Origin of the sequence: Pseudoxanthomonas sp. CF385 (assembly GCF_900104255.1) — a bacterium.
Lineage (GTDB): Bacteria > Pseudomonadota > Gammaproteobacteria > Xanthomonadales > Xanthomonadaceae > Pseudoxanthomonas_A.
Genome location: NZ_FNKZ01000004.1, coordinates 209,911 through 226,670, shown reverse-complemented (window position 1 = coordinate 226,670; position 16,760 = coordinate 209,911). Strand labels below are relative to the sequence as shown.

At 70.4% G+C, this 16,760-nt stretch carries 18 protein-coding genes; 11 read left to right on the top strand and 7 right to left on the bottom strand.

Going from position 1 to position 16,760, the window contains the following annotated elements; genetic code table 11:
• Positions 1 to 12: 12 nt before the first annotated feature.
• Positions 13 to 1,572: an MFS transporter gene (locus BLT45_RS17865; protein WP_093304239.1), complete on the bottom strand. Its 1,560-nt coding sequence runs from the start codon at positions 1,570 to 1,572 to the stop codon at positions 13 to 15.
• 98 nt (positions 1,573 to 1,670) lie between these two features.
• Entirely contained in the window at positions 1,671 to 3,203 is a 1,533-nt protein-coding gene (locus BLT45_RS17860) for a coniferyl aldehyde dehydrogenase (protein WP_093304235.1), read from the bottom strand.
• A gap of 61 nt (positions 3,204 to 3,264) precedes the next feature.
• Here BLT45_RS17860 and BLT45_RS17855 point away from each other — a divergent pair, with 61 nt between their 5' ends.
• Complete coding sequence (locus tag BLT45_RS17855; RefSeq protein WP_093304387.1) at positions 3,265 to 3,810, top strand: gamma carbonic anhydrase family protein; 546 nt, start codon at positions 3,265 to 3,267, stop codon at positions 3,808 to 3,810.
• 37 nt (positions 3,811 to 3,847) lie between these two features.
• Positions 3,848 to 4,225 carry a VOC family protein gene (locus BLT45_RS17850; protein WP_093304231.1) on the top strand — a complete coding sequence of 126 codons (378 nt, stop codon included), beginning with the start codon at positions 3,848 to 3,850 and terminating at the stop codon, positions 4,223 to 4,225.
• 10 nt (positions 4,226 to 4,235) lie between these two features.
• On the opposite strand, the gene BLT45_RS17845 is transcribed toward BLT45_RS17850, so the two are convergent.
• Together BLT45_RS17845 and BLT45_RS17840 are read right to left on the bottom strand one after the other, a co-directional pair.
• Positions 4,236 to 4,874, bottom strand: coding sequence for a Pr6Pr family membrane protein (locus BLT45_RS17845; protein ID WP_093304227.1), 639 nt, complete (start codon positions 4,872 to 4,874; stop codon positions 4,236 to 4,238).
• Complete coding sequence (locus BLT45_RS17840) at positions 4,853 to 5,170, bottom strand: YkgJ family cysteine cluster protein (protein WP_093304224.1); 318 nt, start codon at positions 5,168 to 5,170, stop codon at positions 4,853 to 4,855. The genes BLT45_RS17845 and BLT45_RS17840 overlap by 22 nt, the downstream gene beginning before the upstream one ends.
• Positions 5,171 to 5,242: 72 nt before the next feature.
• On the opposite strand from BLT45_RS17840, the gene BLT45_RS17835 reads away from it, so the two are divergent.
• From BLT45_RS17835 to BLT45_RS17800, 8 genes are read left to right on the top strand one after another with little or no spacing between them, the layout of a single operon-like run.
• Positions 5,243 to 5,749: an RDD family protein gene (locus BLT45_RS17835; RefSeq protein WP_093304220.1), complete on the top strand. Its 507-nt coding sequence runs from the start codon at positions 5,243 to 5,245 to the stop codon at positions 5,747 to 5,749.
• Complete coding sequence (locus BLT45_RS17830) at positions 5,749 to 6,429, top strand: RDD family protein (RefSeq protein ID WP_093304217.1); 681 nt, start codon at positions 5,749 to 5,751, stop codon at positions 6,427 to 6,429. The genes BLT45_RS17835 and BLT45_RS17830 overlap by 1 nt, the downstream gene beginning before the upstream one ends.
• The gene (locus BLT45_RS17825) at positions 6,426 to 7,424 is read left to right on the top strand and encodes a stage II sporulation protein M (RefSeq protein WP_093304212.1); all 999 of its coding nucleotides are present in this window, start codon (positions 6,426 to 6,428) and stop codon (positions 7,422 to 7,424) included. Before BLT45_RS17830 ends, BLT45_RS17825 begins: the two co-directional genes overlap by 4 nt.
• Positions 7,414 to 8,979, top strand: a complete 1,566-nt coding sequence (locus BLT45_RS17820) for a DUF4129 domain-containing protein (protein WP_093304207.1) — start codon at positions 7,414 to 7,416, stop codon at positions 8,977 to 8,979. Before BLT45_RS17825 ends, BLT45_RS17820 begins: the two co-directional genes overlap by 11 nt.
• Complete coding sequence (locus tag BLT45_RS17815; RefSeq protein ID WP_093304383.1) at positions 8,976 to 10,175, top strand: DUF4350 domain-containing protein; 1,200 nt, start codon at positions 8,976 to 8,978, stop codon at positions 10,173 to 10,175. The genes BLT45_RS17820 and BLT45_RS17815 overlap by 4 nt, the downstream gene beginning before the upstream one ends.
• Complete coding sequence (locus BLT45_RS17810) at positions 10,172 to 11,173, top strand: AAA family ATPase (RefSeq protein WP_093304202.1); 1,002 nt, start codon at positions 10,172 to 10,174, stop codon at positions 11,171 to 11,173. Before BLT45_RS17815 ends, BLT45_RS17810 begins: the two co-directional genes overlap by 4 nt.
• 52 nt (positions 11,174 to 11,225) lie before the next feature.
• Positions 11,226 to 12,524 carry a DUF58 domain-containing protein gene (locus BLT45_RS17805; protein WP_093304197.1) on the top strand — a complete coding sequence of 433 codons (1,299 nt, stop codon included), beginning with the start codon at positions 11,226 to 11,228 and terminating at the stop codon, positions 12,522 to 12,524.
• 8 nt (positions 12,525 to 12,532) lie between these two features.
• Entirely contained in the window at positions 12,533 to 13,558 is a 1,026-nt protein-coding gene (locus tag BLT45_RS17800) for a DUF4380 domain-containing protein (protein ID WP_093304191.1), read from the top strand.
• A 4-nt stretch (positions 13,559 to 13,562) separates the two neighbouring features.
• On the opposite strand, the gene BLT45_RS17795 is transcribed toward BLT45_RS17800, so the two are convergent.
• The 3 genes from BLT45_RS17795 to aroE all read right to left on the bottom strand — a co-directional run bounded on the left by BLT45_RS17795 (position 13,563) and on the right by aroE (position 15,676).
• The gene (locus BLT45_RS17795; RefSeq protein WP_093304186.1) at positions 13,563 to 14,339 is read right to left on the bottom strand and encodes a ThuA domain-containing protein; all 777 of its coding nucleotides are present in this window, start codon (positions 14,337 to 14,339) and stop codon (positions 13,563 to 13,565) included.
• A 79-nt stretch (positions 14,340 to 14,418) separates the two neighbouring features.
• A complete protein-coding gene (locus BLT45_RS17790; protein ID WP_093304181.1) occupies positions 14,419 to 14,772 on the bottom strand; it encodes a hypothetical protein in 354 nt (117 codons plus the stop codon).
• A gap of 55 nt (positions 14,773 to 14,827) precedes the next feature.
• A complete protein-coding gene (gene aroE / locus BLT45_RS17785; RefSeq protein ID WP_093304177.1) occupies positions 14,828 to 15,676 on the bottom strand; it encodes a shikimate dehydrogenase in 849 nt (282 codons plus the stop codon).
• A gap of 327 nt (positions 15,677 to 16,003) precedes the next feature.
• Here aroE and BLT45_RS17780 point away from each other — a divergent pair, with 327 nt between their 5' ends.
• On the top strand, positions 16,004 to 16,732 hold the full coding sequence (locus BLT45_RS17780; RefSeq protein ID WP_093304173.1) for an outer membrane beta-barrel protein: 729 nt from the start codon (positions 16,004 to 16,006) through the stop codon (positions 16,730 to 16,732).
• Positions 16,733 to 16,760: the final 28 nt, after the last annotated feature.

Below are 16,760 nucleotides of genomic sequence, written 5' to 3'. Positions count from 1 at the left end.
CAGGTCCGCCGATCAGGCGCCCGAAGCTTCGTCGGCCAGCGCGGCGCCGTGCGCTTCGCCCTCGCCATCGCGCATCAGCCGCGCGGCCATCCAGGCGGCCAGCAGCATCATCGCCATGCCGAACACGGCGATCGCACGCATCGCGCCGGTGAACGCGGTCCGCGCGGTGTCGACGACGGTCGCGCCGGCGGCCCCGCCGAGTTCGCCACCCACCGTCACCGCACCGCCCAGCGTGGACAGCGCGCGTGTCGTATCGGCGGCGCCGATTGTCGCCGGCAAGGCGGGGTCCAGCCACAGGCGATACGCCAGCATGCCGGCGCTGCCGAGCACGGCGATGCCGAGCGCGCCGCTGAGTTCGGCGCTGGTCTCGGCCAGTGCGGAGGCCGCGCCCGCGCGTTCCGGCGGCGCGGTGGTGATGATGAGTTCGTTGCCGACGGTGAACACCGGCGCCATGCCCAGGCTCATCGCCAGCATCCCGGCGATCAGGATCCACAGCCCGTACGGCGGCACCACCCATGCGGTGATCCCGAAACCGACGGCAGCGAGCAGAAGGCCGCGCACCATCACCCGGCGCGCCCCCCAATGCCGCGCCAGTCTTGGCGCCAGCAGCGAGCCGAAAGTGAAGCAGAGCGACCACGGCACCGTCGCGATGCCGGCCTGCAGCGGGGTCAGGCCCAGCACCAGTTGCAGGTACTGGGTCATGAAGATGTACACCCCCATCATCGACAGGCCGGCGAGCGCATAGGCCACGATGGCCGCCGAGAACGCCGGCCGCCGGAACAGGGTCACGTCGAGGAACGGATAGGCCAGATGTTTCTGCCGGCGCACGAACAGCATGCCCAGCAAGAGGCCGACCAGCAGCACCACGATCCCGCGCATATCGGCGCCGTACTCGGCGATGCGCTTCAGTCCGTAGACCACGGCCAGCACCGCGAACAGCGACTGCACCATGCTCAGCGGATCGAGCGCGCCGGCGTCCGGGTCGCGGTATTCGGGAAGCAGCTTCGGCCCCAGCACCAGCAGCAGCACCATCACCGGCACCGCCGCCAGGAACGCCGCGCCCCACCACCACCATTGCAGCAGCAGGCCGCCGACGAGCGGGCCGATCGCACCGCCGACCGAGAAGGCCGCGATCCACACGCCGATCGCGAACTGGCGCTCGTGTTCGTCATGGAACATGTTGCGGATCAGCGACATCGTCGACGGCGCCAGCGTCGCGCCCGCCACGCCGAGCAGGGCGCGCATCGCGATGAGCATCTCCGCGCTGCGCGAGAACGCCGCGATCACCGAGGCCGCGGCGAATGCCGCCGCGCCGATCAACAGCAGCTTGCGCCGGCCGATCCGGTCGCCCAGCGTGCCCATCGTGATCAGGAAGCCGGCGACGAGGAAGCCGTACACGTCGACGATCCACAGCAACTGGCTGGCGCTGGGGTCCAGTTCGGCGCTGATCGCCGGCAGCGCGAGGTTCAGCACGGTCAGGTCCATCGCATAGACCATGCAGGGCAGGGCGATGATGGCCAGCCCGATCCATTCGCGGCGGGTGGCTCTGGCAGGCGGGTTCGGGGTCGACATGGCGGTCCGTCAGGTGGGCGTCTTCCCGTCCGACGAACGGGAAGGGCGATTCTCGACGAGGTCGCGGACAGTCGCCGCCCGCGATGTCCGCGATGCGGTCAGCGGATGATGAAGTCGATGAACCGGGCGACCTTCGAGTACGGCGGCTTCAGCAGGTCGCTGCCCGCGCGCCGCGGTTGCCACAGCACCGGCAGCGCCTTGCTCATCGCATCGAAGCCCGCCCGCCCGTGGTAGGCGCCCATGCCGCTGGGACCGATGCCGCCGAACGGCAGCGCATTGATACCGAAGTGCAGCACGGTGTCGTTGACGGTCACGCCGCCGGCGAGCGTGGTCTGCAGGATCTTCTCGATCCGCGCGCGGTCGTGGCTGAACGGGTACAGCGCCAGCGGGCGATCGTGCGCGTTGACGTAGGCGAGGGCCTCGTCCAGCGAGCCGACCGTGCGGATGGGCAGGATCGGGCCGAAGATCTCGTCCTGCATCACCTTCGCATCGTCGCCGGGCTCCAGCACCAGCGCGGGGGCGAACAGTCGCTGCGCGCGGTCGTGGGTGGCGGCCAGCGGGATCACCTCGTGGCCGCGCTGGCGGGCGTCGTCCAGGTAGCTTTCGAGCCGGGCGAACTGGCCGTCGTTGATGATGCGGGTGTAGTCGCCGGCATCGGACAGGTCGCCGTAGCGCGCCGCCACTTGCTCGCGCAACGCCTGCACCAGCGCATCGCGCCGGCTGCGGCCCACCAGCAGTACGTAGTCCGGGGCGATGCAGGTCTGGCCGCCGTTGAACCACTTGCCGGTGGCCAACCGCGCGGCGGCCTGTTCCACGGGGAAATCGTCGCAGACGATGGCGGGCGATTTGCCACCCAGTTCCAGCGTCAACGGCGTGAGATTCGGCGCCGCGGCCGCCATCACCTTGCGGCCCACGGCGGTGGAGCCGGTGAATACCAGGTGGTCGAACGGCAGTGCGGCGAATGCTGCGGCTACCTCGGCACCGCCGGCGGCCACGGCGACGCGTTCCCGCGGGAATACCTCCGCCAGCAGCGAGCGCAGGAACTCGGTCGTGCGCGGCGTGTGCTCCGACGGCTTCAGGTAGACGTGGTTGCCAGCCGCGATCGCGGTGGCCAGCGGGATCAGCGCCAGATTGACCGGATAGTTCCAGGGCGAGATCACCCCGACCACACCGACCGGCGCCTGCCGCACTTCGGCGCGTGCCGGCCAGAAGCGCCAGCCCACGCCCACGCGGCGCGGCTTCATCCAGCGGCGCAGGTGCGAAGCCAGGTGGTCGATCTCGTTGAGCACCGTCATGCCGTCGGCGATCAGCGACTCGTGGCGCGAACGGTGGCCGAAATCGGCGGCGACGGTGTCGGCCATCTCCGGCAGCCGGCGCTTCAGTGCATCGCGCAGCCGCTGCAGGTCGTCGCGACGCTGCGCGTAGTCGGGCTTGCGGGCCTGCCAGGCCTGGCGCAACCGGTCCAGCGTCGGCGCGAGGTCGGCCGCGGGCGTGTCGCGCGCGGGCTCGCCGCCTTGCGATGGCGACGCGTGGGCGGGCTGCTCGCCCGCCGCAGCGGCCGTGATCGCGGCATTGGCGGCGGTGATGGCGGCGTTCGCGGCGGTGGTGGCGGCATGCGGGAAGGTCGTCATGGCCCGAGTGTATGCCTTCCCTTGCGAGCGGGCGCACTACAATCCGGGCATGACCGACACTCTGACCGCCCTGCGCCCCTATCTTGGCCGCTTTCCCGTCCTCGGCCCGCGGGTCTACGTCGATCCGGCCGCCACCGTGATCGGCGATGTCGAACTGGCCGAGGATGCTTCGGTCTGGCCCGGCACGATCCTGCGCGGCGACGTCAACTTCATCCGTGTCGGCGCGCGCACCAACGTGCAGGACGGCACCATCGTCCATGTCAGCCACCACAGCCCGTACAACAAGGCCGGCTATCCCACGCTGATCGGCGCCGACGTCACCATCGGCCACGGCACCATCATCCATGCCTGCACCATCGAAGACCTGTGCCTGATCGGCATGGGCGCCTGCATCCTCGACGGCGCCAAGGTGAAGAAGTACGGCTTCCTCGGCGCCGGCGCGGTGCTCGGCCCCGGCAAGGTGGTGGGCGAGGGCGAGCTGTGGCTGGGCAATCCGGCCCGCTTCGCCCGCATGCTGACCGAGAAGGAAATCGAGAGCCTGCATTATTCGGCAGGCCACTACGTCCGGCTGAAGGACCAGTACCTGCAGCCGCCGCCCATCGCCTGAGCATCACCGGCGCCTGTCGCGCCGCGGGAGAATCCACATGGCCTGGAAACCGCAGGGCTACACCTCGGCCGCACCGTACCTGGTCGTCGATGGCGCGCAGCGCACGATCGATTTCCTCGTCGCCGTCTTTGGCGCCGAACCCTTGCGCATGCATCCGATGGGCGATCGCCTCGGCCACGCCGAAGTGCGCATCGACGACACCGTGCTGATGCTGGCCGACGGCATGGAAGGCTGGCCCGCCATCGCCAGCCATGTGCACATCTACGTCCCCGATGTGGACGCCACCTGGGGGCGCGCGCTGGCCGCCGGTGCCGAACCGGTGCAGGCGCCCGAGGAGAAGGGCGATGGCGATCGACGCGGCGGCTTTCGCGATGCCGGCGGCACCACCTGGTGGATTTCCACGCAGGTGGCGTGAGCGGCAGCGGTCAGCGCGTCGGCGGCAGCCAGCGCTCGATGGTTCGCAGCAAGAAGGCGGTGGCGAGCGCGGCGCCCAAGATCACCACCAGGGTGATGCCCACCTGGCCGTACCCAAGCTTGTCCGCATTGAGGAAGGGGTAGGGATACCAGCCCGTCAGCGCGCCATGCGCCATCGTGTACGCCAGCCACGCCACCGGCCACGCGAAGGCCCAGCCGAGGGTACGCAGGTCGATGCGTGGCCGAGGGCCCAGCAGCAGCCAGCCCACCAGCGTCCACACCGGCGAAAACTGGTGGAAGCCGGCGTTGATCCACACGCCGATGCCGACATGCTGCACCAGCCCTGCCAGCAACGTGGCCGACACCACGCCCGTGACCGCGATGCCGAGCAGCGCATCCAGCCTGAGCACCCGCCACACCGCGCCGTCGCGCCGGGGGTCGATGGCCAGGCTGATCGCGGCGGCCAGCACCAGCAGATTGCTCTGCACGGTGAAGTAGCTGAAGAACCGCAGCAGCCGGGTCGGCAGCGCGACCGGGGCCGCCGCCGATGCGGTGTTCACGTCCTGGCCGCCGGACAGGAGCACCACGAGCTGGGCGACGATCGTCGCGCCGACGACCAACGCCAGGATCAGGTTCCAGGTCCGCTGCATGCAGTGTCTCCGTGGGGAGGGGTGTGTGCGGCGGGTGCGGTCGCGCGTTCGAGCGCCGCCAGCAATGCCATCGCGTCCTGCCGGCTGGCGCCGCACATGTCGGGTCCGGGCTTCAGCGTGCCGCAGAACGCCGGGCGCTCCGGATGCCCGAACAACCGGCAGCGCAGCGCTTCATCCAACTGCACGCACGGCACGCCCGCCGGCTTGCCCTGCGGCATGCCGGGGATCGGCGAGGTGATCGACGGCGCGGTACAGCACGCTGCGCAGCCCGATCGGCAGGAAAAGGCCGTGTCCACGAGGGCGGAGTGTAGTGCGGCTGGGCAAGCGTGGCGCGTCCGGCTAAAGTCGGCGGGTACAGGGGATCACGCATGGAAAGCGCCGACGAGCAAGGCAATCCGTATGCCGCGCCCGCGACCGTCGCCGAGACGATCGTGGACACGTTGCCGCGCGTGCTCGCTGGCCGAGCGGAGCGCTTGGGAGCGGTCATCGTGGACAACCTCATGGTCGGCAGCCTGTTGTTGCCGGGGTACATGCTGTTGCTGGAGCCGACGCCCCCCTGGGTGCGCTGGCTGGCGCCCGTGGCCTGGGTGACCACGCCGCTCGCCGTCGCACTGATTGGCTTCAACATCTTCCTGCTGGTCAGGGACGGACAGACGCTGGCCAAACGATGGTTCGGCGTGCGGGTGGTCCGCGCCGACGGCTCGCACTGCGCCGCCGCGCGCCTGCTGGGACTGCGCTACGTGCTGCCGACGCTGATCGGCGCGCTGCCCTGCATCGGCCCATTGTTCTCGTTAGTGGATGCGCTGACGATCTTCCGCGACGGGCGGCGCTGTCTGCACGACGATATGGCCGACACGATCGTGGTGCGCGCCTGATGCTGGACACCTACCGTGAAGTCGTCACGCCCGAGGGCGTTCCCCTCCACCTGCCCGCCGCCGGTCCGGTGCCGCGCGCGCTGGCGTGGAGCATCGACCTGATGGTGCGCTTCGGCCTGCTGAGCGTGCTGGGCATGGTGCTGGCGCTGCTGGGCAAGACCGGCGAAGGCCTCTACCTGATCGGGCTGTTCCTGCTGTTCTGGGCCTATCCCATCGTCCTCGAGGCGGTGTGGCAGGGGCAGACCGTCGGCAAGAAGGCGCTGGGGCTTCGGGTGGTGGCGGCCGACGGTGCGCCGGTGGGCTGGCTGGCGGCGATTACCCGCAACCTGCTGCGCACTGTGGACATGCTGCCCTTCGGCTATGCCGCCGGGCTGGTGTCGTGCCTGGCCGACACGCATGCACGCCGCCTCGGCGACATGGTCGCCGGCACGCTGGTGGTGCATGCGACCGGCGAGCGCGAGCACGCGCCGGCGCCGGCGAACGACGTCTTCGCGCCACCGGCCGGCCTGCGGCCGGAAGAGCAGGGTGCGGTCGTCGCCTTCGGTGAGCGTGCGCCGCACCTGACGCCGTCGCGGCAGGAGGAACTCGCCAACCTCGTGGCGCCGGTCACCGGCGCGCGCGGCCAGGTCGGTGTGCAGCGCCTGTACGGCATGGCCAACTGGTTGCTGGGGCGGCGATGAGGCAGGAACAGTTCGTCGCCCGCCACCAGGCCGAATGGGTGGCGTTCGAATCCTGGCTGCTGGCCCGCGGCGAAAGCGCGCGGCGCGCGCGCAAGGAGCGCAACACCGGCACGCTGACCGACGACGACGTGCCCGCGCGCTACCGCCGCATCTGCCAGCAGCTGGCGCTGGCCCGTGCGCGCGGCTACAGCCCGGTGGTGGTGGATCGCCTGCAGGCGTTGATGCAGCAGGGCCACGGCGTGCTGTACCGCACGCCCGCGCCGCGCTGGCAGCGGGCCGCACGCTTCCTGCTGGCGGACTTCCCGCGGTTGGTGCGCAGCGAAGCCGGGTGCATGGCCGTGGCCGCGGTGGCGTTCGTGTTCCCGCTGGTGCTGATGTTCGTGCTGCTGCAGCTGCGCCCGGAACTGGTGTACAGCCTCGCATCGCCCGAACAGGTCGCGATGTACGAGCGCATGTACGACCCGAGCGATCCGCGCCACGCGCTGGGCCGCGAGAGCGGCTCGGACTGGCAAATGTTCGGCGTCTACATCTGGAACAACATCAGCATCGGCCTGAAGACGTTCGCCGGCGGGCTGGTGGCGGGCGTCGGTGCGTTGTTCGTGCTGATCGCCAACGGCATCGGCATCGGTACCGTGTTCGGCCACCTGCAGCAGATCGGGTACGGCGATCCGCTGTGGCGCTTCGTCTGCGGGCACGCGCCGTTCGAACTCACCGCGCTGGTGCTGGCCGGTGGCGCCGGCCTGCGGCTGGGACTGGCGCTGATCGCGCCCGGCCGCCACCGGCGCATCGACGCGCTGGCCATCGCCGGCACGAAGGGCGCGCGGCTGTGCCTGGGCGTGGCCTTCATGCTGCTGGTCGCGGCCTTCATCGAGGCGTTCTGGTCCTCGACGCAATCCATCCCGGCGGTGGTGAAGTACAGCGTGTCCGGCGTGCTGTGGACGCTGGTGGCGCTGTGGCTGTCCCTCGGCGGGCGCGGGGTGGCCGATGAGGATTGAGGAACTCACCGTCCGCCTGCGTGCGCGCTCGGGCTGGGAGGCCATCGAGCTGGGCATGGCGCTGGTGCGGCGCCACGCCGGTGCGATCTGGGCACCCTGGTTGTGGCTGACGATGCCGGTCTTCGTCGTGCTCAACCTGGGCGCGTGGCTGATCGACGCGTTCTGGCTGGCCGCGCTGCTGATGTGGTGGCTGAAGCCCGCGTTCGACCGCGTGCCGCTCTACGTCATCTCGCGCGCGGTGTTCGGCAGCGTGCCCGGCACGCGCGAGACGTTGCGCGCGCAGCGCCAGTGGGGCGTGCGCACGCTGCTGCATCTGCTGACCTGGCGCCGGCTGAGCCCGGTGCGTTCCCTGTACATGCCCATCGACCTGCTGGAAGGCGTGCAGGGCGAGCGCCTGGGGCAGCGCCGCCGCGTGCTCGGCGGGCAGGCGTACGGCACGGCGTTCCTGCTGACGCTGATCTGCCAGTTGTTCACCGTCGCGCTGGTGCTCGGCGGCGTGGTGGCGGTGCTGGTCTACCTGCCGCAGGACCTGCTGCCGGACAGCATGCAGGCGGCGTTCCGCATCATGGCCATCGAGTGGCCCGTGTGGCTGCACGTGGCGTGGAACGCCTTGTTGTGGGCGGCGATCAGCGTGACCGAGCCCTTCTTCGTCGGCGCAGGCTTCGGGCTGTACCTCAATCGCCGCACCGAGATCGAAGCCTGGGACGTGGAGATCGTGTTCCGCAAGCTGCGCGCGCGGCTCGCTGCCGCCGTGCCGGTGCTACTCGCCGCGGTGCTGCTGGCAGGCCTGCCCGGTCACGCGGGCGCGCAGGAACGTCACGGCGGGCCGCCGCCGACGGTGCCGGCGAAGGAAGCGCCCGCCCCCGAGAAACCGACACCGCCCACGCTGCCGATCGTGTTCGGCGAGCAGCGTGTCGATGATCGCGCATTCCGCGATGCCGCCGACCGCGCCTACAAGGACCCGCTGCTGGATCGCAAGCGGACCGAGGGCAGCTGGGAACGGCGGAAGAAGCAGGAGCGGAAGAAGAGCGACTTCTCACTGAACGGCAACCCGTTCCTGATGGCCCTGGCCAACGTGTTCGCCTTCATCGGCGAGTGGGGCCTGTGGCTGGTGGCCGGCGTGCTCGTCGTCGCGCTGCTGGCCACCGCACGCTATTGGTGGCCGTGGATGCGCGGCATGTCGCGCGCACCCGCGCCGCACCGGGACAGCCCGCAGGTCGATGCGCTGGTGTTGCCGGAGACCTTGCCCGACGACATCGCCGCCGCCGCCCGCGCGCTGTGGCGCGACGGGCGTCCGCGCCACGCGCTGGCGCTGCTCTACCGTGCGAGCGTGGAGAGCATGAGCGCGCGCGCCGAGATCGCCTTGCCGCCGGGCGCGACGGAAGCCGAATGCCTGCGGGCGTCGCGGCGCATGCCCCGGGCCGAGGACCGGCAGGCGTTCGCGCTGATGGTCCGCGTGTGGCAGTACGCGGCCTACGGACAGCGCCTTCCGGCCCACAACGAATTCGATGCGCTGGTGGGCGAACTGCAGCAGCGCTACGGGTGGGCGGCATGACCGCCGCGCGTCGCAACGGGCGCATCGTCGGCGGCGGCCTGGTCGTGGCGTTCGTCGTGCTGGCGTTGGTCGTGGCGTGGTTCCACCACACCTATGTCCGCGTGGAGAAGACGTTGTACCTCCCGCCGAACGGCGAAGCCGCGTACAACCCGCTGTATGCGCTGGCACGAACGCTCGAAGCCGACGGCGTGAAGGTGAATGCGCGCCAGCGCCTCATGCTGGACGACAACGCCCTGGGCGCGCGCGACACGTTGCTGCTCTTCAACGACCCGCGTGCGTTGTCGCCGCCGGAGGCGGAGGCGCTGCTGGCGTGGGTGGAGCGCGGCGGGCACCTGATCGTGCGTACGCCGCTGCGCACCAACGACGAGGCCCTCGTCGAGGAAGAGTCGCCGCACGCCGAGCTGCTGGACCGTCTCTCCGTCTGGTTGGTAGAGGAAACCCCCGACTGCGAGGCGTTCCAGGTCGAAGGCGAGGACCACCACGTCGAGTTCTGCCGCGGGCGTCGCTTCGCCTTCGACGGCGTCGTGCCCGATCTGTCGTGGGGCGACCTGCAGGCCGGCTTCGTCTACGCGCGGCTGTCGCAGGGGCGCGGGCACGTCGACGTGCTGGCCGACGTCGATTTCCTGATGAATGCGGAGCAACGCCCGCCGCTCGGCGACGCGCTCGGCGCCGCGCCGAAAGGCGGCCTGCGCGACGGTCCGCATCGCGCGCTGGCGCGGCAGGTGCTGGCGCCCAACTACGGCCACGGCACGGTGCACCTCGTGTACGCGGCGGAGATGCCCACGCTGTGGCGCACCCTGCTGGTCCGCGGCTGGATGGTATGGATTCCGCTGGTGCTCGCGCTGGCCGCCTGGTTGTGGATGCGCATGCAGCGCTTCGGCCCGCCGGTACCTGCGCCGGCCGGCGAACGGCGTTCGTTGCTCGAACACGTGCGCGCCAGCGGCGAACACCTCTACCGCTACGGGCGCGGCGTCATGCTGTATTCCGCGGTGCGCCAGGCGTTCCTGGCCCGGTTGCGCCGCCGCGACCCGGTCGCCGCGGCCCTGTCGGGCGAACCCCAGGTCGCCGCCATCGCTGCGCGCACCGGCGTGCCTGCCGAACGCATCCGTACCGCGCTCAACGCGCCTGCTTCGCACGACCGGCCGGCGTTCCGCGACCGCATCTCCCTGCTGATCCAACTGAGAAACCGCCTATGAACGACGAGACCGCCGCCGCGCCCCCCGCGCTCCCGCCGACGCCCGGCAATGCGTTGTCGGCCCGCGCCGATGCCGTGCGCGACGAGGTATCCAAGGCCTTCATCGGCCAGGCCGACGTGCTGGACCAGATCCTGATCGCGCTGCTCGCCGGCGGCCATGTGTTGATCGAGGGCGTGCCCGGCCTCGGCAAGACGCTACTGGTGCGCGCGCTGGCGCAGGCGCTGGAACTGACCTACGCGCGCGTCCAGTTCACCCCCGACCTGATGCCGAGCGATGTCAGCGGGCACGCGGTCTACGATCCGAAGACGGAGAGCTTCAAGATCCGCCGCGGCCCGGTGTTCACCAACATCCTGCTCGCCGACGAGATCAACCGCGCGCCGGCGAAGACCCAGGCGGCCTTGCTGGAAGTGATGCAGGAGGGTCAGGTGACCATCGAGGGCAAGTCCTTCGAACTCTCGCCGCCCTTCATCACCCTGGCCACGCAGAACCCGGTGGAACAGGAGGGTACGTACCCACTGCCCGAAGCGCAGCTGGACCGCTTCCTGCTGAAGGTGCTGATCGACTACCCCGCGCTGGAGGACGAGAAGCGCATGGTCGACGCGATCACCACCGGCCGCACCGCCGCCGACTTCGACCTGTCGAAGGTGAAGCGCGTGCTGGGGCCGGACGACATCATGGCGATGCAGCGCGACACCGCCGCCGTGCAGGTGGACGAACAGGTGATCGATTACGCCGTGCGCATCGTCGCGGCGACGCGCAAATGGCCGGGTATCGCGCTCGGCGCGGGTCCGCGCGGCAGCCTCGCGCTGGTCCGTGCGGCACGTGCGCAGGCGGTGCTCCAGGGGCGCGATTTCGTCACCCCGGACGATGTGCGCGACATCGCCCGGCCGGCGCTGCGCCATCGCATCACCCTGGCGCCGGAACTGCAGATCGAAGGCCAGTCGCCCGATGACGCACTACGCGCGTTGTTGGCGAAAGTGGATGCGCCCCGCAAATGATCCTGCCGTGCGCCCCTGACGCCGCACCGCGCGCACCGGAGGAATCGCGCGCGTGAGGCCTGCACCGCTCCTGATCCTGCTGCTCGCGGCCTGGGGCCTGGCCGGGCTCGCCGTGCCGTTCCTGGCCTGGCCGCTGTGGCAGTGGCAGTTGGTGGGCGCGTCGATCGCGGCGATGGCCGTTCTGGACGGCGTGGGGTTGCATCGGCGGCCGACGCCCGACGTGGTGCGCGAAGTACCGGACGCCTTGCCGCTGGGGATCGAGCGCGAGGTCGGGTTGCAACTCGAGTCGCGGGTGAAGCAGCGAGTGGAGGTGTTCGACCTGCACCCCGGCGGATGGCCCTCGTCGGGCCTGCCGCGCCGCCTGCACCTGGCGACGCTGTCGGCCACGCGCTTCACTTACCGCTTGCAGCCCATCGCACGCGGCGATGCCACGTTCGAGGGCGTGCACCTGCGGCTGCGTTCGCGGCTGTGGCTGTGGCGGCAGGCGCGCGTGGCCGGCGTGCCGCAGCGCGTGCGCGTCTATCCGAATTTCGCCCCGCTGACGCGCTTCGCGCTGTTCAGTGCGGAACAGGCCTCGCGCCTGGTCGGCGCGCACCTGAAGCGGCGCCGCGGCGAAGGCACCGACTTCCACCAGATGCGCGAATACCGCGTCGGCGACAGCCTGCGCCAGATCGACTGGAAGGCGACCGCGCGCTCGCGGAAGCTGATCTCGCGCGAGTACCAGGACGAGAAGAACCAGCAGTTGGTGATGCTGATCGACACCGGCCGCCGGATGATGGCGCGCGAGGACGCGCTCGGCCACTTCGACCACGTGCTCAACGCCTCGCTGGTGGTGTCCTACCTGGCGCTGCGGCAGGGCGACGGCGTCGGCCTGCTGGCTGCCGGCGGCGACCGTCGCTGGGTGGCGCCGCAGCGCGGCATGGGCGCCATCGACACGCTGCTGCGCGCCAGTTACGACCTGCAGCCGCGCGCCGTCGCTACGGATTACCTGGCCGCTGCGACCGAGCTGAGCCTGCGCCAGCGTCGCCGCGCGCTGGTGATGCTGGTGACCAACGTGCGCGACGAGGACATCGAAGACCTGCTGGCGGCCGTGCGATTGCTGCAGCGTCGCCATCTGGTCTGCGTGGCCAGCCTGCGCGAGACCTCGCTGGACGATGCCCTCGGCCACGACGTGCGCGATCTGCAGGGCGCGATCCACGCCGGTGCGGTCGCCCGCTACCTGGAGCAGCGCACGGCGGCGCACGAAGCCCTGCGCAGCCATCGCGTCATGGTGCTGGACGTGACCACCGACGAGCTGCCGGGCGCGCTGGTGGAGCGCTATCTGGCCGTGAAGCGGGACGGCGCGCTGTAGCGCCGCGCATGCGCACGCACGCGACCCTCGCCGTGATGCTGGCGCTGTGCCTGGACGCGTCCGGCGCCCGCGCCGCCGAGGTCGAACGCATCCGCCTGCATTCGCGCGAGGCAGCGGTCGAGATCACCCCCGCGCTCGGCGGCCGCGTGCTGGCGTTCGGCCGGATCGGCCATCCGAACCTCATCAAGATCGGCGACCCGGTCGCGTCCCAGCCGACCCCGGCTGTGTCGGCGACGGCCGACGACATCGGCTACCTCGGCCACGACGTGTGGCTGGGTCCGCAGGGTGGCTGGTGGTCGGATCAACACGTCAATCCTGCGCGTCGCGACACGAAGGCTGTGTGGCCGCCGGACCCCTACCTGGCGTTCGCGCAGACGCGCGTGGTGGCGCGGACGCCGGACCGGCTGGTGCTGGAAGGCGTGGACAGTCCGGTCACCGGCGTGCGGCTGCTGAAGTCGTTCGCCTTCGATCCTGCGGATCCCGCCACCCTGGAGGTGACCGCGCTGGCCCGCAACATCCGCGAACGCCCGGTCGCGCGCGACCTATGGTTCAACACGCGCACCTCGGCCACCACGCGCGTGTACGTGCCGGTCGCCCACGCACGCGATGTGCGCATCGACGGGGTACAAGGCCAGACGCCCGCGTGGCACATCGTGGACGGTGTGTTCGCGTTCCTGCCGGCGGACGGCACCACGACCCGACGCGGCAAGGCGTTCCTGCAGCCGTCGGCAGGGTGGATGGCCGGCTTCGCGCAGGGCCAGGCATTCGTGATCCGTTTCGATCACCAGCCGCGCGCGGCGATCCATCCCGATCAGGGCCAGGTGGAGCTCTATCTCGACCATGGCACCGATGTCGACGCCGGCCTGCTGGAGATGGAGGTGCACGCGCCGTTCCGCACGTTGGCGCCGGGCGAAGCGATGCAGGCACGCGAGCGCTGGACGGTACTGCCTTACGGCGGCGCGGATACCCCACAGGCGCATATGGCCTTCCTCTGCGCGGAGCTGAGGTTGTGCGCCACGTCGACGACGGACTGACGCGTCAGCGCGGGGTGTCGATGCCCTTGCCGGTCGCGGTCCACCACAGGCCGCCATACAGGTGTTCGAGGTAGAGCGGTTCGTCGTACAGCGCGGGCGTGTGGCCCAGCGCGGTCACGAATACGCGACCGCCGTCGTACGCGTGGTACCACGCCACTGGATGGTGCTCGCCCATGCCGTTCGCGGTCTGACCCGGCCAGATGCGCGTCGGGTCGTACGTGCGTTCGTCCACGCTGAGCACGGTGCGCAGGCCGCGCGTGACCGGGGCGTTGAACTCGTACCACTCATCCGTCCATACCCAGTTCGCCGGCAGGCCGAACGCCGCGGGAAACGCGGCGTCCTCCACGCGCACCGTGGCCGTCTGCACCATCGGATGAATGCGGAACGTGCGTCCGATCAGGCGCTCGAACCAGGGCCACTCGCCGGGCGGGTTGAAGATCAAGGCGCGATGCACCGCGACCACGCCGCCGCCCTTGCGCACGTACGCTTCGAAATTCGTGCGCTGCGCGCCTTTCAGTTCGTCGCCCGGCGTGTTGAGCAGGACGATGGCGGCGTACGGCGACAGGTCGCCATCGAATGGCGTGCTGTTCCATGACCAGGTCAGGTCGAAGCCATGCCGCTGCGCCATGCGTTCGAACTGCGGCTTGGCGACCACGGCGTAGTCGTGGTGATAGCGGTTGGGAATGGCGACCACCAGCACCTTAAACTGGCCCTGCGCGAGGGCGATACCCGGCAGCAGGGTTGCGAGGCAGAAAAACAGGATCAGCAGGCGTCGGGTCATGCCGCGATGCTACCGGTCGGCATCGCGCGCGGCACGCGTGGAGCTATTCCGATTCACGCCGCGGGTATGCGGTTATCGCCTACGCGGTCGCGCGCGCCGCCTGCATCGCCTTGCTGGCGCCCCAGGCCAGCATCACCAGGCCGGCGGCGGACACTATGCCGAGCAGCATGCCGACCGCGCCGAACAGCGACATCATCCCGCTGATCGACGCGTAGCCGTCGGCGGCGCTGTTGATCAGCCAGGCCTGCCAGACGCTCATCGCGGCGCGCAGCACCGTGGCGGCCAGCATCAGCCCCGTGCCGGTCAACGCAAGCGAGCGGCCGGGGGCCGCGGGCGCCCACATCGCCAGCATGGCGACGCCGGCCACGCAGGCCAGCAGTTCGGGCAGCTGGTAGCCCAGCATCGTCAGCAGTTGGGTGAGGAAGCCGTCCATGGATCGCTCCGTTCGGTGATGAGGGAAGGGTATCGCGCGCGATGCATGGGTGGCCTCAATCCGCCGTCACCAGCACCTTGTCCTTGTCGCGCAGCGCGGCGTAGACCGCGTCGGTTTCCGGGCGCACGCCGTGCCAGTGTTCGAAGGCTTCGGCGGCCTGCTCGACCAGCATGCCCAGGCCGTCGACCGCGTCGTGGCAGCCGGCGGCGCGCGCCCAGGCGAGAAAGGGGATCGCGGCTTCGCCGTAGTTGAGGTCCACCGCCAGCGTGCGTGGCGTGGCCAGGGTGAAGGGCAGGGTGAACTCGCCCTGGTCTTGGCGGGCGGCGGACGTCGCATTGATGATCAGCGAGAAATCGCCGAGGTTGCGCAGGTCGTCCCAGTAGCGCGAGTGCGCGCGGTCCGGTTCGCCTAGCGCATCGGCGAGTGCGTCGGCGCGCTCCGGCGTGCGATTGACGATGATCAGTTCGCTGACGCCGGCATCGAGCAGGGCGGGTGCGACGCCGCGCGCTGCACCCCCGGCGCCGATCATCACCGCGCGCCGCGCACGCAGGTCCAGGCCGTGGCGGCCGGTGAGGTCGCGCACCAGGCCGGCGCCATCGGTGTTGTCGCCGTGCCACTGGCCGTCGTTGCGGGTGAGCGTGTTGACCGCCCCGGCGCGGCGCGCGCGGTCGGTCGCCTGCGCGCAGATCGCGAACGCGGCTTCCTTCAGCGGCAGGGTGACGTTGGCGCCGGCGCCACCCTCGCCGGCGAACCGGTCCAGCGTGGCGACGAAGTCGTGCGGCGCGGTGTCGATCGCCGTGTATTCCAGCGCGATGCCGACCTGCCGCGCGAAGGCCGCATGGATGCGCGGCGATAGCGAATGGGCGACGGGATGGCCGAATACGGCATAGCGATGGCTGGACATGGCGCAGGACCCCGTCGACAGGAAGAAAGGAATGCCGCTTCGTCCCGAGTCTACCGCGCACGGCTGCCGGCTTGACAGGCGGTGCCTCCGGCCTTCACTGTGCCGCCGCCGAAAGGGGGCGCCAGGGATCAGGCGACAAGCAGGCCGGACTGGGGGGTCGGGCCGCCATCCATCGAAACCTGCTGCTGCACGGGTGCTCGCCGACCGCGAACCGGTCGGATCGGGCACCACGCGTGCGTCTCCGTCCGGTTGCTTCCGCACCACACCATCGCCCCGCCGGTACCGCAAGGACGCGGGGACATCACCATCACCGAAAGGGGAAACTCGATGAAACCGTTGTTCCGTTGCCTGCCGTTGGCGCTGATCGCTTTCGCGCTGCACGCCCAGGCCCAGTCCGTCTCGCCCGCCTACGACGCCTTCCGCAAGAAGGAAACGCCGGCGCCCGCACCCGCCCAGCCCGCGCCATCGCCGACGCAGGCCACGACTGCACCGCCGGCCCCCGCGCCGGTCGCTGCGCCGGCACCGGCGCCTTACGTCGCGCCGGCCGCGCCCGCACGCGAGCAGGACAACGGGGGCTTCTTCGTGGGCGCACAGGTCGGCCAGGGCTGGATCTATGACGACGTCGAACAGGACGCGTTGGCCGTGAATGCGGGCTACCGCTGGCAGGCGGGTCCGTGGGCGCAGGTGGGCGTGGAACTGTCCAGCGGCCGACTGGACGAAACGACCGATGGCGGCTTCCGCTTCCCGAAGGCGACCTACAAGGCCGCGGGCGCCAACGCGCGCATGAACTTCGGCGATAGCCCCTGGTTCGCCGTGGTCCGCGGTGGTTACTTCGATGCGGAGCAGGACTTCCCCGGCGGCGGCGACTTCTCCACCGACGGCGGTTATGCGGGCCTGGCCATCGGCGTGGACATCAACCGCCACTTCAATGTCAGCCTGGGCTACACGGCCTTCATCTACGCCGACGAGTACTACTACGACGACTGCGATGACTACAGCGACTGCGAGTTCAACCGGGCCGACACGGTGATGCTCGGCGTGGAAGCGCGATTCTGACCCTGGAACGAAAACGGGAGCCCGCAGG

What these genes read in the sequence shown, in the direction of transcription:
- BLT45_RS17790 (WP_093304181.1), bottom strand. Translation starts at nt 14,772, where the DNA reads ATGGACGGCTTCCTCACCCAACTGCTGACGATGCTGGGCTACCAGCTG.
- BLT45_RS17810 (WP_093304202.1), top strand. Translation starts at nt 10,172, where the DNA reads ATGAACGACGAGACCGCCGCCGCGCCCCCCGCGCTCCCGCCGACGCCC.
- BLT45_RS17815 (WP_093304383.1), top strand. Translation starts at nt 8,976, where the DNA reads ATGACCGCCGCGCGTCGCAACGGGCGCATCGTCGGCGGCGGCCTGGTC.
- BLT45_RS17835 (WP_093304220.1), top strand. Translation starts at nt 5,243, where the DNA reads ATGGAAAGCGCCGACGAGCAAGGCAATCCGTATGCCGCGCCCGCGACC.
- BLT45_RS17830 (WP_093304217.1), top strand. Translation starts at nt 5,749, where the DNA reads ATGCTGGACACCTACCGTGAAGTCGTCACGCCCGAGGGCGTTCCCCTC.
- BLT45_RS17865 (WP_093304239.1), bottom strand. Translation starts at nt 1,572, where the DNA reads ATGTCGACCCCGAACCCGCCTGCCAGAGCCACCCGCCGCGAATGGATC.
- BLT45_RS17800 (WP_093304191.1), top strand. Translation starts at nt 12,533, where the DNA reads ATGCGCACGCACGCGACCCTCGCCGTGATGCTGGCGCTGTGCCTGGAC.
- BLT45_RS17825 (WP_093304212.1), top strand. Translation starts at nt 6,426, where the DNA reads ATGAGGCAGGAACAGTTCGTCGCCCGCCACCAGGCCGAATGGGTGGCG.
- aroE (WP_093304177.1), bottom strand. Translation starts at nt 15,676, where the DNA reads ATGTCCAGCCATCGCTATGCCGTATTCGGCCATCCCGTCGCCCATTCG.
- BLT45_RS17795 (WP_093304186.1), bottom strand. Translation starts at nt 14,339, where the DNA reads ATGACCCGACGCCTGCTGATCCTGTTTTTCTGCCTCGCAACCCTGCTG.
- BLT45_RS17860 (WP_093304235.1), bottom strand. Translation starts at nt 3,203, where the DNA reads ATGACGACCTTCCCGCATGCCGCCACCACCGCCGCGAACGCCGCCATC.
- BLT45_RS17845 (WP_093304227.1), bottom strand. Translation starts at nt 4,874, where the DNA reads ATGCAGCGGACCTGGAACCTGATCCTGGCGTTGGTCGTCGGCGCGACG.
- BLT45_RS17850 (WP_093304231.1), top strand. Translation starts at nt 3,848, where the DNA reads ATGGCCTGGAAACCGCAGGGCTACACCTCGGCCGCACCGTACCTGGTC.
- BLT45_RS17820 (WP_093304207.1), top strand. Translation starts at nt 7,414, where the DNA reads ATGAGGATTGAGGAACTCACCGTCCGCCTGCGTGCGCGCTCGGGCTGG.
- BLT45_RS17780 (WP_093304173.1), top strand. Translation starts at nt 16,004, where the DNA reads ATGAAACCGTTGTTCCGTTGCCTGCCGTTGGCGCTGATCGCTTTCGCG.